The organism is Methylobacillus caricis (genome assembly GCF_020532705.1).
Taxonomy (GTDB): Bacteria; Pseudomonadota; Gammaproteobacteria; order Burkholderiales; family Methylophilaceae; genus Methylobacillus; species Methylobacillus caricis.
The window spans coordinates 354,278-369,656 of record NZ_JAJAVD010000001.1; the positions used below are offsets into that span (position 1 = coordinate 354,278).

At 49.8% G+C, this 15,379-nt stretch carries 17 protein-coding genes; 11 read left to right on the forward strand and 6 right to left on the reverse strand.

Annotation, left to right across the window (positions count from 1 at the left end; genetic code table 11):
• Positions 1–3: 3 nt before the first annotated feature.
• Positions 4–732: an osmolarity response regulator transcription factor OmpR gene (ompR, locus tag LG200_RS01770; protein WP_226755883.1), complete on the reverse strand. Its 729-nt coding sequence runs from the start codon at positions 730–732 to the stop codon at positions 4–6.
• A 364-nt stretch (positions 733–1,096) separates the two neighbouring features.
• Here ompR and LG200_RS01775 point away from each other — a divergent pair, with 364 nt between their 5' ends.
• The 3 genes from LG200_RS01775 to LG200_RS01785 all read left to right on the forward strand — a co-directional run bounded on the left by LG200_RS01775 (position 1,097) and on the right by LG200_RS01785 (position 3,413).
• Entirely contained in the window at positions 1,097–1,666 is a 570-nt protein-coding gene (locus LG200_RS01775; protein WP_226755884.1) for an EF-hand domain-containing protein, read from the forward strand.
• Between the two features lie 221 nt (positions 1,667–1,887).
• A complete protein-coding gene (locus tag LG200_RS01780) occupies positions 1,888–2,100 on the forward strand; it encodes an osmotically-inducible lipoprotein B (protein ID WP_226755885.1) in 213 nt (70 codons plus the stop codon).
• A 176-nt stretch (positions 2,101–2,276) separates the two neighbouring features.
• Positions 2,277–3,413 carry a GNAT family N-acetyltransferase gene (locus LG200_RS01785; RefSeq protein WP_226755886.1) on the forward strand — a complete coding sequence of 379 codons (1,137 nt, stop codon included), beginning with the start codon at positions 2,277–2,279 and terminating at the stop codon, positions 3,411–3,413.
• A gap of 33 nt (positions 3,414–3,446) precedes the next feature.
• On the opposite strand, the gene ybaL is transcribed toward LG200_RS01785, so the two are convergent.
• Positions 3,447–5,114 carry a YbaL family putative K(+) efflux transporter gene (gene ybaL / locus LG200_RS01790; protein WP_226755887.1) on the reverse strand — a complete coding sequence of 556 codons (1,668 nt, stop codon included), beginning with the start codon at positions 5,112–5,114 and terminating at the stop codon, positions 3,447–3,449.
• A 257-nt stretch (positions 5,115–5,371) separates the two neighbouring features.
• On the opposite strand from ybaL, the gene LG200_RS01795 reads away from it, so the two are divergent.
• Together LG200_RS01795 and LG200_RS01800 are read left to right on the forward strand one after the other, a co-directional pair.
• Positions 5,372–5,566 (forward strand): hypothetical protein, encoded by a 195-nt coding sequence (locus LG200_RS01795; RefSeq protein WP_226755888.1) that lies wholly within the window; start codon positions 5,372–5,374, stop codon positions 5,564–5,566.
• Between the two features lie 46 nt (positions 5,567–5,612).
• A complete protein-coding gene (locus tag LG200_RS01800; RefSeq protein ID WP_226755889.1) occupies positions 5,613–5,849 on the forward strand; it encodes a hypothetical protein in 237 nt (78 codons plus the stop codon).
• Positions 5,850–5,903: 54 nt separating this feature from the next.
• On the opposite strand, the gene LG200_RS01805 is transcribed toward LG200_RS01800, so the two are convergent.
• Complete coding sequence (locus tag LG200_RS01805) at positions 5,904–6,185, reverse strand: hypothetical protein (RefSeq protein WP_226755890.1); 282 nt, start codon at positions 6,183–6,185, stop codon at positions 5,904–5,906.
• A gap of 168 nt (positions 6,186–6,353) precedes the next feature.
• On the opposite strand from LG200_RS01805, the gene sodC reads away from it, so the two are divergent.
• The 3 genes from sodC to LG200_RS01820 all read left to right on the forward strand — a co-directional run bounded on the left by sodC (position 6,354) and on the right by LG200_RS01820 (position 9,163).
• Positions 6,354–6,866: a superoxide dismutase [Cu-Zn] SodC gene (gene sodC / locus LG200_RS01810; protein WP_319004526.1), complete on the forward strand. Its 513-nt coding sequence runs from the start codon at positions 6,354–6,356 to the stop codon at positions 6,864–6,866.
• 93 nt (positions 6,867–6,959) lie between these two features.
• Positions 6,960–8,570 carry a phospholipase D family protein gene (locus LG200_RS01815; protein WP_226755891.1) on the forward strand — a complete coding sequence of 537 codons (1,611 nt, stop codon included), beginning with the start codon at positions 6,960–6,962 and terminating at the stop codon, positions 8,568–8,570.
• A 152-nt stretch (positions 8,571–8,722) separates the two neighbouring features.
• Positions 8,723–9,163, forward strand: coding sequence for a hemerythrin domain-containing protein (locus LG200_RS01820; protein ID WP_226755892.1), 441 nt, complete (start codon positions 8,723–8,725; stop codon positions 9,161–9,163).
• 813 nt (positions 9,164–9,976) lie between these two features.
• Here LG200_RS01820 and LG200_RS01825 read toward each other — a convergent pair.
• Complete coding sequence (locus tag LG200_RS01825) at positions 9,977–10,456, reverse strand: nuclear transport factor 2 family protein (protein ID WP_226755893.1); 480 nt, start codon at positions 10,454–10,456, stop codon at positions 9,977–9,979.
• Positions 10,457–10,705: 249 nt separating this feature from the next.
• Here LG200_RS01825 and LG200_RS01830 point away from each other — a divergent pair, with 249 nt between their 5' ends.
• Entirely contained in the window at positions 10,706–11,596 is an 891-nt protein-coding gene (locus LG200_RS01830) for an SDR family oxidoreductase (RefSeq protein ID WP_226755894.1), read from the forward strand.
• Between the two features lie 136 nt (positions 11,597–11,732).
• Positions 11,733–11,987: a hypothetical protein gene (locus LG200_RS01835; protein ID WP_226755895.1), complete on the forward strand. Its 255-nt coding sequence runs from the start codon at positions 11,733–11,735 to the stop codon at positions 11,985–11,987.
• Between the two features lie 29 nt (positions 11,988–12,016).
• Here the strand turns inward: LG200_RS01835 and LG200_RS01840 are convergent, their stop codons facing one another.
• Entirely contained in the window at positions 12,017–13,465 is a 1,449-nt protein-coding gene (locus tag LG200_RS01840) for an iron-containing redox enzyme family protein (protein ID WP_226755896.1), read from the reverse strand.
• Between the two features lie 175 nt (positions 13,466–13,640).
• Between LG200_RS01840 and LG200_RS01845 the strand changes: the two genes are divergently transcribed.
• On the forward strand, positions 13,641–14,597 hold the full coding sequence (locus LG200_RS01845; RefSeq protein WP_226755897.1) for a methyltransferase: 957 nt from the start codon (positions 13,641–13,643) through the stop codon (positions 14,595–14,597).
• Positions 14,598–14,836: 239 nt separating this feature from the next.
• Here LG200_RS01845 and LG200_RS01850 read toward each other — a convergent pair whose 3' ends face one another.
• Positions 14,837–15,292 (reverse strand): hypothetical protein, encoded by a 456-nt coding sequence (locus LG200_RS01850; protein WP_226755898.1) that lies wholly within the window; start codon positions 15,290–15,292, stop codon positions 14,837–14,839.
• Positions 15,293–15,379 lie beyond the last annotated feature (87 nt).

Consider the following 15,379-nt stretch of genomic DNA (forward strand, 5'->3'; position numbering starts at 1 on the left):
GGGTCAGCTTTTCTGGGTTTCGCCATCGGGAACAAACACATAGCCAAACCCCCACATGGTTTGCAGATAGCGTGGATGGGCAGGATCGGGCTCGATAAGCCTGCGCAGGCGTGATACCTGTACATCAATGCTGCGGTCAAATACATCCAGTTCGCGGCCACGTGCTAGTTGCATCAGGCGGTCACGCGACAGCGGTTGGCGTGGGTGATCTACAAATACCTTGAGCAGGGCAAACTCACCACTGGTGATGGTCACGGATTCGCCGTTTTTTGTCAGGGAGCGGGTGGATGGATCAAACACAAACTCCCCAAAGCTAATATTGTCGGCTTCTGCTACCGGTGTTCCTGGCGGCAGGCGGCCATGTCGGCGCATGACGGCATTGATGCGGGCCAGCAGTTCCCGTGGATTGAATGGCTTGGGCAGATAATCATCTGCACCCATTTCCAGGCCGATAATACGGTCAATTTCATCGCCGCGGGCTGTGAGCATAATCACCGGAATAGTGCTGCCATTGGCGCGCAAACGGCGACAGATGGCCAGGCCATCTTCCCCGGGCAGCATCAGGTCCAATACCAGCAGGTCCACATGTTCGTGTGCCAGCGCCTGATCCATTTCGGTTGCGTCGGAGACAGTCTTCACGTTGAAGCCCTGTTCGCCCAGATAGCGTTGCAATAACTCGCGCATGCGCAAGTCATCGTCCACCATTAATATTTTCTTAGAGGGTATCTGCATAGTAATATTTTCTGCGGAATGGAGGTCAATGAAAAGTGTTATTTATCGTTGTGTACTAATTTAACGTCCACGGACTATATGCTTGATTGGCATGAAATCCATATATTCAAGAGCTATCAATATTGTTACAAAATTTTACAATGCGACGCTGATATGAAACATTCAGTTTACATCAATGGAGCATGATGTCGCCTCAATCAAGATCAAATCAAACCTTCTTGTGTTAGTCTGATCTATTATTTAAAGAGAGAATATTTTCTCCATAATGTGTACGGCAGCAGGTGTTTACCTGTTCTTGCTCGGATTGAAAGCTGTGAATTGAGGCGTATGAACCATATGATCTGGAAGTGTACGGTTTAGCTTTATGTTGATAGTGACTGATCTTATTGCTCATCAAAAGCATGTATTGCTTATTGCCCTGGCCTTGATGGGCTGCGCTGGATTGGCGATTGCTGCCGGTCCTCGTGACAAAACTGCCGAGTCATTGGCAGAAAGCGAATTGCAAGACATGCCTGGCCCCCAGATTCACCAGACGCTGGATGGCAGGATCAGCCTTGAAGACAGGTTGCGCTTGCGTCGTGATCTCGATGAATACTCTCGAAGTGCTGATGCTGCTCACGTCCAGATAGAAGACCGTCGCCGGGTCATGCGTCAACGCATGTTGGAGCGATTTCAGGAAGCAGATCGTGACAATAATGGCGTGATTTCGCGCGAAGAGGCCACCGAGCTTTTGCCGCAGGTGGCCCGTCATTTCATGCAGTTTGATCTCAATGGTGATGGAGTGATCACCATGAGCGAACTGGAGACCGTACAAGCCCGTATCGTTGAACGGCAGCATATGGCGATTGAGAAAAAGGAAATACAGGATATTTCCGAGCAGGCAAAAACGAAATCCAAAGAGGCCGCAGTAATACCAACCAAGCGGTCATTGTAATTAAGTTGTTATTCCAATAATAAACCTTCCTTGTGAAACCTGAAGCACTGCCTTGCCGGGACAGTGCTTTTTTTTGTCCGTTGGCCACGACGAACTTACTGTGCTTGATAGCTGGTAGAAGTATAGCGTGTTGATAATAATCATAAAAAATACATGGCCTGAATATTGCTGAGCTTAACTCTGCTCTGGTAGAGCCTCTTTTTTTTCACAAGGAAATTAAAATGAATAAGACCATTGCTAGTGTATTGTTACTCATCATGTTGAGTGGTTGTTCGGGCTTGTCCACCCGGCAGAAAAATGCTGCAACCGGTGCTGCTATTGGTGGAGTGGCCGGTGCCGTACTGACAGGCGGCAGCTCGTTCGGTACAGTAGGCGGTGCCGCGATTGGCGGGGTGATCGGCCATGGTGTGGATTCTGTTGGCAAGAAGAAATAAGCCTGTCGGGATTGATAGACAGTTTAATAGCCTGATCTGACAGCAGGTTTCATTCTTCTGATTGTTCTTGTCTCAATTCCGAGACGGGACAACCTCTTTATTGATGATGGCTAGAATTAAGGATTGTTTAACGCCATCATGCATGGCGGATGTACATGCGGTAAGCTGTTGATACCATGAGTGAGCACATTGAAATTGGTACAGGCATCGGGGAACTTAAGCCGGCAGAGTGGGATGCACTCGGAGATGGGTCACCTTTGCTCAGCCATGCCTTGCTTAGTGCTTTGGAATACACGGGATGTGTAGGTGGCGAAACTGGCTGGCAATCATGCCCTTTGCTGGTGAGAAGGGGAGGCGTCCTTGTGGGCGCCGTTCCGCTCTACGTAAAAAGCCACTCATATGGCGAATATGTATTTGACTGGTCTTGGGCTGATGCCTATGCCCAACATGGTCTTGAATATTATCCCAAGCTGGTGGCAGCCATTCCTTTTACGCCTATCACTGGTGCACGCCTGCTTTCTCCTGATCCGATAATTCGCCAGCAGATGGCGGATCAGATGGTAGGATATTTGTTCAGCCTCCAGTTTTCATCTGTACATGTCCTGTTTCCAGATGAGGCGTCGGCAGCGACTTTGCAGCAACAAGGATGGATCAGGCGTCCGGGTGTGCAGTTTCGCTGGGAAAATCAGGGTTTTGCAAGTTTTGACGAATTCCTGATGACGCTTGCGCATGACAAGCGCAAGAAAATCCGCCAGGAGCGAAAGAAAGTAACAGCGGCAGGCATCAGTTGTCGCCAGTTGATAGGCAGTGAGATCACTACTCGCGACTGGGATTTCTTTTATGCCTGCTACGTCAATACCTATCTGCAACATCGCTCAACGCCTTATCTCACAAGAGAATTTTTCCATGAACTTGGTCAGCGATTGCCAGACCATGTGATGCTGGTGCTGGCTGAGGTGAATGGCAAACCGCTGGCTGGGGCATTGAATCTTTATGATGACGAATGCTTGTATGGCCGTTATTGGGGAGCATTGGCTTATGTGCCCAACCTGCATTTTGAGTTGTGCTATTACCAGGCACAGGAGTTCTGCATAGCGCGGGGCATACGTTATTTTGAAGGCGGCGCACAGGGTGAGCACAAGCTGGCACGCGGTTTCACGCCGCGGGAGACTTGTTCATTCCATCAACTGGCGCATCCGGATTTTGAGGCGGCAGTCAGGCGCTTTGTTATGCGTGAGGAACGCGGGATGGCTCAATATCATCAAGAGCTTGACGAGAGGGTTCCTTACAAGAAGCTGGAGATGGGCAAGTGATTATTCTAGCGTGCGCCTGCGTGCGGAAGCTGACTACCATTCCACACCAGCGCGTACCCAGTTGGCCATGCCTTTGGCAATTTCCCTTTCCCCCATGATGGTGTAGGAGGCACCGTGTTTCTCCAGGTGTTCGATCTGCGCATCCGAGTGCGCGCGAGCCACCACTTCAATCTGTGGGTTGATCCTGCGAGCATGTTCAATGATCTGGCCTGCTTCGAGCGCATCAGGGATGGCAACCAGCAGCCAGCGGGCAGAGCGGATATTGGCGGCTTCCATCATACCGGGCGCAGCGGCATTGCCGCATAACGCTGGTATGCCTTGTTCGCGCAAGGCTTGTACAACTTCCGGTTGATCTTCCAGCACGATAAATGGCTGGTCTTGCTGCTGCAAGGAGGCGCCTACCAGTTTGCCCACGCGGCCATATCCGATGAGGATGGCATGTGCATGCAAATAGGGATAGGAAATAGTGCGCGTGCCGCTTTCGCCTTTGAGGGGCCTTTTTTCCTCGCGGTTAAGCAGCCACGGTTTGAGTTTGTCCAGCCCCATGAAGAGCAAGGGATTAATGAGGATGGAAAGAATCGCACCGCTCAGGATGAGGTCGCGCCCGGTATCAGACAACAAGCCAAGGGAAACCCCCAAGGCAGCCAGAATGAAGGAAAATTCGCCTATTTGTGCCAGGCTTGCCGAAATTGTCAGTGCAGTTCCAAGGGGATGGCGGAACGCGATGACGATTGCAAATGCTGCCAGTGATTTACCAATCACGATGATGAACAGAGTGGCCAATATCAGCCATGGCTCCCGCATAATGATGGAGGGGTCGAACAACATGCCTACCGAGACGAAAAAAAGCACGGCAAACGCATCTCGCAATGGCAGTGATTCTTCAGCGGCCCTATGGCTCAGTTCCGATTCGCTCAAAATCATGCCGGCGAAGAAAGCACCCAGTGCAAAGGACACGCCAAACAGGTAAGTCGACCCCAGGGCAAAGCCTAGGGCAATTGCCAGGACTGCCAGCCTGAATAGTTCCCGGGAGCCAGTGGCTGCTGTGCGTGCGAGCATCCATGGGATGATGCGCCTCCCTACAAGCAGCATGACAGCCACGAATGCAATGACTTTTCCGATAGTGATTGCCAAGGTATGGATCAGCTCACTAGTGGTGACTGCATTGCCTTCCCCGCCAATCATGCTGCTGATGGCAGGTACCATGACCAATGCCAGCACCATGGCAATATCTTCCACAATCAACCAGCCGATGGCAATCTGGCCACGCTTGGTCTCCAGAATGCGTCGTTCCTGCAGCGCTGTGAGCAATACCACAGTGCTGGCAGTAGAGAGCGCCAAGCCGAAAAGCAGCCCTTCGCCAAGGGGCCATCCTATGAACAGCGCTAATGACATGCCAAACAGAGTGGCAATGGCGATCTGGACAATGGCGCCTGGGATGGCAATGGATTTGACAGACAACAAATCCCTGAGGGAGAAATGCAGCCCGACCCCAAACATCAACAGGATGACGCCAATTTCAGACAATTCATGGGCGAGGTCGGCATCTGCAACGAAACCGGGGGTAAACGGGCCGACGACAATTCCTGCGATCAGGTAGCCGATCAGTGGAGGCATGCGTAGACGATTCGCCAGCATGCCAAAGACAAACGCCAGCACAAGGCCTCCAACAATAGTGGCGATGAGGGGGGAGTGCTCCATCCGGGGGTATGGCCTTTCACATATGGTTTAGACAGGCAACGCGCGTGGTGCCCAGCGAGGTCCCCAAAAATTACCTCAATATTATGTCAGCGTGCAACTATTAATATGACAATTATTGCACGCGATGGATGGGCAATCAGCGTTTTATATTATCTGCCATGTATCTGGCGTTCTCCTACAAACTTTTCAGCTAGTTACCTATATGGACATCTTCAGCGCATGAGCTATGTTATCAGCACATAAAAAGAGGAATGCCCATGGCGATTTTCACTATATCTGTATCTGAAAAAAATGCTGAAAATAAGGGAGCGCTATTGTGGAAAGAGTCCATTACAGCGGCAGACATTGAGGAAGCCTACAGGATCGGCAAGTCACAATTTGAGATGGAACGGCCTGATTGGAACACAGTGGATGTGGTCATCGAAGCGAGTTTTGCTTACGTGGAAAAGTAAGCCTGTGCTTGATCATGGTCGTCTTGGTTGGAAAAGGAGGGCAGTCATGCAGTTGATTGATAAATTGAAAACCCCATCGCCTGCACATCGGGTTTCACTGACAGGCAACGGATTTTCCATTATGCCTGTGGACGCAAGCAAGCATGCTTTTGAGGAATTTCAAATAGTCGCCGAGGAAGCCATGAAATATGCCGAAGATGATTACAAAGTATCGGCTGTACATAAGAAGAATAGTGCGAGCTATACGCGGGTCTACTTTCACAAGACAAGCCATGTACATTAGCATGGCTTGTCTTGTATCAGCATGGTGTTTTCCGCCTCCCGACCATTGAGTTGGTTAAGGTTTTGTGCGGTATTTGAGCAAAAACTCGTTTTCCATGAACTCGCAGGCTTCCGCCACATATTTTTTCTCAGTAGGAGACAATGGGGTATTGGCGTGATTTTTCCAGCACGATTTAATGGCTTCGCGGTCATTGGCTAGCTCTTTGGTATCAATTGCCTCGTGCTTGGTCGTGACAAAAAGATAGGTGAGCACCACCACGATGGGAGCCAGGAAAAGCCATAATTTGGCTTTGAGGCTTAAGCCATTACCAGAGTTTTGCTGAGTTGCGTTTGTCATGTTGTCCCTTTTGTTTTTTTGTTGGTTGGAATGTGCTGTCGACTGTGGATATGGATTGAATTTTTACTGGATTGTTCATTCTTTTTCCATGATGTGCAATTCTTTTGATGTGGCTGGAAAAAGTATCATCGATACTGTGATTCTTAACCCTTACTTAAGGAGAAGTCTGTGAAATATATTGCGACTATTTTAATCTCGTTTTGGGCCTCAAGTGCTTTTGCAGACATTGTGGTGCCGATCAATCTGGTAAGTGATCAGGGTGTAGGTGAGTCTGCGGGTACTATACGTATTGTAGAGAACCAATATGGCCTGGTTTTTACCGCATCACTGAAGGGGTTGGCACCTGGTCTGCACGGGTTCCACCTGCATCAGAATCCAAGTTGCGACGCCAAGGAAAAAGACGGTAAGAAAGAAGCAGCAGGCGCGGCAGGCGGGCATTTCGATCCCGCAAATTCAGCGCAGCATGGCACGCCCTGGGGCAAAGGGCATTTAGGTGATTTGCCTCCCTTGTATGTGAATTCTGATGGCAGCGCATCGCAGCCTGTATTGGCTCCGCGCCTGAAGGTTAAGGATTTGACTGGGCACGCGCTGATAATACATGCCGGCGGTGATAATCATGCCGATCAGCCGGAAAAGCTTGGAGGTGGTGGAGCACGCGTTGCCTGCGGCGTGATTAAGTAAGCAGATCTACTGTCAAGCCGGCAGTGTGGCCAGTGCCAGAAAAGGCATTCAAATTCGATCCCTCAATGTGAGATTAGCCTGGATGACATATCCATGCTGATCGCGGCAATGCAGGCAAGTGCTGAAAGGCAGACCCAGTCTATCGTCATGACTCCAGTCCATACCGTATTGCTGCGTTATCTCGCTATCCTACTGCTGGGGGTTCAGCTGGGGGCGTGTGCGTTGCCACAAGTCAAGGAGCGCACCCTTTCTTCTGCACTGACGGCGGAAGAATCTTCCGCAACCACTCTGGGAAGGGTGCTGGAGCCGATCAAGCGGCCGCACAGCGGGAAATCCGGCATCATGCCGTTGGTGGATGCGCACAGCGCATTTGCTGCCCGAATGTTGATGGCAAACTCCGCAGAGAAAACCCTGGATATCCAAAACTATATCTGGCGCAATGACAATACCGGTACCTTATTGCTGGAAGCGTTGCATAAGGCTGCCGACCGGGGGGTGAGGGTACGCCTGTTACTTGACGATAATGGCATCCCGGGCCTGGATGCCAGGTTGGCTGCCCTTGATAGCCATCCCATGATAGAAGTGCGTTTGTTCAATCCTTTTCCCTTTCGCCCAGCCAAGTTTCTTGGGTATCTGACTGATTTTTCCCGGGTAAACCGGCGTATGCATAATAAATCCTTCACTGTCGATAACCAGGTCACGATCGTTGGGGGACGCAACATTGGAGATGAGTATTTTGGCGCCACTGATGGCGTGCTATTTGCCGATCTGGACCTGATGGCAATTGGTGACGTGGTCAGGGAAACCTCTAGTGATTTTGATCGTTACTGGGCGAGCGATTCAGCCTACCCAGCAAGTCAGATATTGCCGCAAAGGCCGGTTGAAGAGTTGAGGTTTCTTACTGAGGCTGCAAACGATGTGGAACAGGCAGTGACCAATGAGGGATACGTCAAGGCTTTGGGGGATAGCCAGTTTATCCGTGATTTCCTGGATGGAAGGCATGATTTTGACTGGGCCAAGGTGGAGATGATCAGCGACGACCCAAAAAAAGGCTTGGGATTGGCTGAAAACAAGGATTTTCTCATGTTTGATCTGCAGCGGATATTGCGCCAGCCACGCGCTTCTGTTGACCTTGTCTCACCTTATTTCGTGCCGACTAAAACCGGCGCGGCTGGCTTCAGCCGCTTGTCGGCACAAGGCGTCAAGGTTCGTATCCTCACCAATGCCCTTGAATCCACCGACGTGGCTGCTGTACATGCAGGTTATGCCAAACACCGAAAAGCGTTGCTGAAAGCCGGGATTGAGCTGTATGAAATGCGGCGCCAGGGAAATGCCAGCCAATGGGAGCAGCGTCTCGGCCCATTGGGTAGCTCCGGCTCGAGTTTACATGCCAAAACCTTTACTGTTGATAGTTCACGAGTGTTTGTGGGATCTTTCAACTTTGATCCAAGATCAGCACGCTTGAACACTGAACTGGGTTTTATCGTAGAAAGCCCGGCTTTGGCTGAAAAAATCCAGAAGGCTTTTGAATCCAATGTGCCGGAGCTGGCATATGAAGTCAGGCTCAATGATGAGGGAGAGCTTTACTGGATAGAGCGCAAGGGAGAAGAGGAATTAATCTATTACACTGATCCTGGAACCAGTTTCCTGAAGCGGTTAGGGGTCAGCATCCTCTCCGTGTTTCCAATAGACTGGTTGCTATAGCAATCAGCGTATTGAGACGGCTTGCAGTCATCGTGCAATGACTCTTAAGTGTCATCAGAACTTTCCTACGCACATTCATGCTTTTGACTGACTAACGGGATTCGTTTGTCCCGTTATATTGAGCAAGTTAAAGATGGACCAAGGGAGGGCATATGAATATTTTTGAAGCGTTAAGGGAAAGTCATGTTCGTCAAAGGGAAATTCTGGACCAACTGGTGAAAACCAGTGGAGATACGCCTGAGCGTGATGCGCTTTTCAAGCAAGTCAAGGCCGAGCTGGCAGCACACGAGCGCGCCGAAGAACGGCATTTTTATATTCCTATCATGACAGATGATAATGGTATCGAACCTTCTCGGCATGGCATTGCAGAGCATCATGAAATTGACGAAATCCTTGAGAAACTGGACGAGACCGAACCTTCATCGCCTGCCTGGCTGGCATATGCCAGAAACCTACAGGAGAAAGTCTTGCATCACTTAGAGGAAGAAGAGCACAAGTTTTTTCAGATGGCTGGCAAGATACTGTCGGACCAGCAGAAAGAAGCGCTTTCCAAGCCTTATTTAAAGGACTATCAGGAAGCCTTGCGGCAGTAGTAGTGTGCTAAAGGTGGCAATAAATGCAAATAATCAGTTGGATTGCGCCTGATATCTCGAATATCACAAAAAAATACGCTGCACCGGGAGAGGGTAGAAAGCATATTCCCTAAGGGGAGGAGCAAAACTACATCAGCCACCTTGTTAAGGCCGACCAGGCAAGTCCCATTCCTTTCAATCATGAGTAGCAATATTCATCTACTCTGCATTCACACATTCTCCTTGCAAAGACCACATTTCCATACTAGTCAGCCACTTATGTCATTTCACATAGGCGCGCTCCATATCCCAGCGTACCCTAGCGTAAGAATTCACTACTAAAAGTGATCGAAGAACATCAAGGCTATATCGGATATCGGGGATTGCGGAAATTTTGAGAGTAATGCAATGTTTAATAGATTTGACTGGATTGCCCGCGTAATTATGACGGTTGCTCTCATCTGGATTGTATTTAATGCGGTTTTTTATTGGGTGAGATAAGCGTTTGAAGAAGTATCAAACATCGCTGAAACAGCGTGATGAAGTGCCGGTAAGTGTCTGAAAATATAGTAAGATTTATCCTACAGGCAGCAGGAGGCTATCTCTATCCGTATGATTTTGAAAGCCAATTTCGGGAAGCGCCTTGAAAGGATTTTCGTGGCCGGTTTTTCCCGCTTGAAAGCCCGGGCAAGGCTTGGGTAAGATGTCTCCATTGACCAGCATTGAGGGCGCTATCAAGTAAACTCAACGCACATTTCCCGGACAAAATGATGCAATGCTGGTCAGTTCCTCCCCCCGAGGTTGTTCAATTACATTTGAATGATCAGAGCGGGATCATAATCCTAGCGCGGTCAGCCCCGGATGATCATCAGGGCGCCTTCCCAGAGGCCAATGGAATTTGCGATCTTCTGGCATGATAGGCAGGTCATTGATAGAGGCATGCCTGTATTGCATCAGGCCTGTCTCAGTGAATTCCCAGTTTTCATTTCCATAAGACCTATACCAATTGCCGGAATCATCATGCCATTCATAAGCAAATCGAACCGCAATACGGTTTCCATCAAATGCCCATAACTCTTTGATCAACCGGTATTCGAGCTCTCGCTTCCATTTGCGGTCGAGGAAATCGACGATTTGCTTGCGGCCTGTGACGAACTCAGCCCTGTTGCGCCATTGACTATCGCTTGTATAGGCCAATGACACCCGTTCTGGGTTACGGCTATTCCAGCCGTCTTCTGCCATTCGCACTTTTTGTATAGCGGTTTCCCTGGTGAAAGGCGGGAAGGGTGGTTTAGCTTCATCAACGGATGTCATGACGTTCTCCTGATTGGAAGGGGGGGCTTATTTGGGCTAATTCATAGCGTAATTTAATCACATAACTTGCCAAATGTTCGACAACTGCATCTACCGTTCCTGGGCTGCCCCTATCTGCTATGACATCAGAAAATGGAACCTCTGCATAAAGAAAGTCCGACACGAATTTAAGTATTGGCTGATAAGGGAAATAACAACTTGCACGTTAGCATGAAACTTTCAGTTCACTTGATGAAACAGGAGACTACCATGACCTTAGAATATGAGACCAAGGATGACCACCGTGAAATGGATCAGCCCGCGCAGGTGCAGGATCGGCAACCTGGGGTGGAGTCGGATATGGAGCCACGTCCTCAATACATAGACCCGGAATACCGCGGTAGTGGGAAGCTGGAAGGCAAGGCGGCATTGATTACTGGAGGGGATAGCGGTATTGGTCGTGCCGTGGCGGTGCATTTTGCGGTAGAGGGTGCAAATGTAGTCATCAATTATTTGAGTGACCACGAACGTGGTGATGCTGAGAAAACGTTAGACCTTATCAAGGAGCAGGGGGTTAAAGGAATTGCTATCCAAGGAGATGTTGGGCAGGAAAATTTTTGCAAGGAACTAGTGCAAAGTACAGTCAAAGAGTTTGGCCAACTGGATATCGTCGTCAACAATGCAGCACAGCAGCATCCGCAACGTGGTATAGAAGATATTGACCAGGAGCAGTTGGAACTCACTTTCCGTACCAATATATTTTCAATGTTTTATATCGTCAAGGCAGCAATGCCTTTCCTGAAAAAGGGTGCGCATATTATCAACACCGCGTCTGTCACTGCTTACAAGGGCAACCCTGTATTGGTGGATTATTCTGCAACCAAGGGCGCGATCGTTTCATTTACGCGTTCATTGGCGGTAGAGTTGAGTGAGCGGAAAATTTATGTGAACGCGGTTGCACCAGGCCCGATATGGACCCCTCTGATTCCTGCGAGTTTTCCTGCAGATAAGGTGGGGGAATTCGGCAAGGAAACTTTGCTTAAACGTCCAGGCCAGCCGAGCGAGGTAGCGCCTGCTTATGTGTTCCTCGCTTCCAATGACTCCTCGTACATGACCGGACAAGTCATACACCCGAATGGAGGCACCGTGGTGAATGGGTAAACCCCATGCAAGCTGCCTATCACAGGCTTGCCTGAATTTACCGCTGCCCGAGGCCGCTTTCGGCGTAAAACTTCCATCGGAAGCATAGAATGGGATATTTCATCATGCCAATTGGGGCACATTATCGAGGAAAGATATGGACTACTTGAGTTTGCTGCAGTGGCCTGCCATGATTGTGACCATCGCTGCCGCCTGGCTGGTCGGGTCGTCTTCCCGATACAAGCGCAATTGGGGGTTCTGGGTTTTCATTTGCAGCAATGTGCTCTGGGTGGTTTGGGGATGGTATGCCGAGGCGTATGCCTTGATCGTCCTTCAGTTTGGCTTGGCCATCATGAATGTCCGTGGATTACATAAAAGCGAGCCTGCGCTCCCCATGCAGGAAAATGCATGAGCGCGATCATGATAGGACGCCAGGCTGGCTTAGTTTAGTAACTCTGCTTTAAAAATGCGTGTCGCAACCAGCCCTATAGGGTAATGGTGCATGGCAGGGGATATCCATGCTCCCAATAGCCGCATTAATACGTCTTTGTCGGTAATGGTTTCAAGCTGCTGGTTGAAAAGGCGCTGTTCATCGGTTTGCGGGGCATTGTCGGATTTTACCAATTGAATGATATTCGAGGATGGATCGGTTTTCTCGGTATTCTGATACTTGTCTTTACGGCGCTTTTGTACCCGCCAAGACTCACCCAGCCGATCACGTTTTGGCAATTGTTCTAGAATATCTCCCGCTGTCCAGTCATAAAGCACCTGTTTTTCATAGGGGGTGAATACTCCGAACATCTGGCCTTGATGGCCATCAATGAGTTTCCAAAACCTTGAGCTTTGCGGATCACGATGGCGGTTAATCCACCCATGATCCTGTAGCGCCTGCAGCAAAACCGGTATTTGATCGCCATTGGATAACCATTCTTGCAAACTCAGTCCGCCGATCCGGCAATGATGATGGTGCATGAACTGGCCAACAGTCGCTTTCTCCCGGAATATCTGCAGTACCTCTTTTTCCAGATCAAAGGACTTTATGATCTCAACTGATCCCAGTCCGCTGTTGCTGAGTTTGGCTCCATTGCACAACCGCCTGATGAAATCCTGGCGGTCGTTGAATTGTGGAATGATATCGCGTACTGCATTGACCGCTTTAATAGCGTGCCCGGATAGCGCGTTGTCGATGGTGATGTGTAAGGTGAAGTAATAAGGGTCGATATTGAGCTCGTTCAGCTCAGCTGCGGTAATCAGCAAATGAAGCGGCAATTGTTCGTAAGCAAGGTTGAAGCCTATGACTTCTGGTAGAAATTGGTCGGCATGAGCGGCTAGCGCCAGCTGAATTGCTCCCTGGGTAAAATAACGGTCGTCCAGGGTTTTCCATTGTTCGCATCCATAGGAGTGAATCAATTTGCGATAAATGGCGACATGATTTTTTTCCTCATGCCCATCACCCAGTTCCTCAAGATATATATCCAGCAATGCACTGAAGCCAGGGTCATTCCAGCGTTTGACCAGGCCGTAAAGCCATGCCCCGTCGACCATTTTTGTGGGAGCTACCGATTTGATGAAGTTCAATGCGTGTGCCTTGCTGCTGAAATAGCGGCGGGGTGCCCCATTCTTGCGTGATTGCAGGTATTTTTGATATTCCCTGCCAGCATCTTGGCTGCTTTGCACTATCCAGTCCTCCAGCTGTTCTATGTCAGCGGGGATGGGGGAGGCGTCTTCGGTACAATTCTCAAGCTGCTGCTGCAGGAACGCAAGTCCGCTGGCCCGGCTGCTGTCCGCGCCAGAATCGCGCAGCAGGCTGAAATACAGCTCTCGCGGCGATATCCCTGTCTTTACCGTATCCTGCAACGGGGAAGGGGCAGATTGGCTCAATATATGCATTTGTTCCTGTCATCCAAGAAGAATTTGATTCCTTTATTTTCATTTCATCTCTCCATGCCAGTTATCAGGAAGAGGATTAATCTGCTGTAAGACTGGGACGACAGGCAAGCCGCGCTTATTCTGTTAGGCTGGAAATAAGCAAATTTGGAAGCCTGGTTTTCCAGGACATCATCCTATGACCGTAAAGACAATATCGAGCGAAAAGATCTCTGCCTTGTCCGCTATCCTTGAATTGCTGCAGCGGCATGAATATGAGTTCATCACCATCTCTCCCGCTAGCCATGAATTAGTGAATCGCCGCCCAGGAAATGAGCTGGGCAGGGACCTGGCAGGAATTTTTGGATGGAACCGGCCTTTTAAGCCTGAAGTGGCGGGAAAAGAGCTGTTCGCCTTGCTGGAGCAAGCCGAGGCCCTGGATTTTGATGGAAATGCATGGCGCAGCCGGCTCCGGGTCTCCAGCATGGCTGGGCAACTGTTCTTGCATTCAGCATTTCCCACCACTGAGGCAGACGCTATATTTTTTGGTCCGGATACCTACCGGTTCTCCCGTGTAATCGAGCAATATCTTGCCCTCTACCAACCTGAGGTGCGGTGTGCCGTGGATATAGGATGTGGCAGTGGCGCCGGTGCTATCCTCCTGGCCCAGAACCTGCCCCAGGCCCAGGTATACGGTGTGGATATTAACGACAAGGCCTTGGCGTTTGCCCACGCAAATGGCGTGGCCAGCGGATTTTCCAATCTTCATTGGAAAAACAGCAACCTTCTGCGTGAACTACAGGGTGAATTTGATTTGATTGTTGCCAATCCTCCTTACCTCGTGGATGCCTCGGAACGTGCCTACCGCCATGGTGGCGGCTTGTTGGGGGCCGGGATATCTTTACAGATTGTGGAGGCTGCAATGAATCGGCTCGCTCCCCAAGGGACTTTATTGCTGTATACGGGGATTGCCGTGGTGAACGGGGAAGACCTTTTCTTGCGGGAGGTGCAATCCATGTTGGGCGGAAGCACGATGCAATATCAATATCGGGAAATAGATCCGGATATTTTTGGGGAAGAACTCCGTAATCCTGCTTACGCTAGCGTAGATAGACTGGCTGCAGTGGAATTGATTGTAAATAAGCCGGCACGTTAGGGTTGCCAAGGCGCCCTTTTGAGCATGCCAGAGCTACGGGCAACACTTCCGAGAAAATGGCCCGGAAGCTGCGTCTGCATACTTTTGAAACGACGGAGAGCCGTTATGTGCAAACGGCTTTGTACATGGGCTCTATCAAAGTAAGGCGAAATTATAAAGCAGCCAAACGCCGGCAATGGCAACCATAGAGACTTCGACCACGCTGAATTTAAACATCCTACACTCCTGGGATTGTCGGTCTACCTGATGTTTTCCTTGATAACGAACCCCTCAGGAGCAGGAGCCACTTTGGATTCAGGGCTTTCGCCTTCATTATTTTCATCAATGATTTCGGGCTGCACGTCTGGCTCATCAGGCTCGGTAGGCTGGTAGGGCTGTTCTGGATCTGGCTTGATAGGCTTGTTGTGCTCTGTCTCATGAGGCAGGGTATTCGCCTTCAACGCCTGTGTGGCCTCTTCGCCATGGCCTTCCTCCTCAGCGTGTTTCAGCTTGTTTCCAGGGATGGCATGGGAGGACGGAACATTCTGGCCGCCACTGACATTGCGGTTCTGAAGGTGGATGTCGGGATTATCCTCAACAATGCCGTCCAGTGCCTGATCCAAACCCTTGCCCTTTTCAGGATCCTGCAAAGTCTGGCGATAAATACCATAATCAGGCTCTTGGCCCCGGTGCTTGTCATCAATATGGGAGCTCATGGTGATATTCCTTAAAATTTGATCCGAGCTTCATAGTAGGCACAGGCCATGGCCACCGGCATCAGATAAATACTGATTGCATTGTAA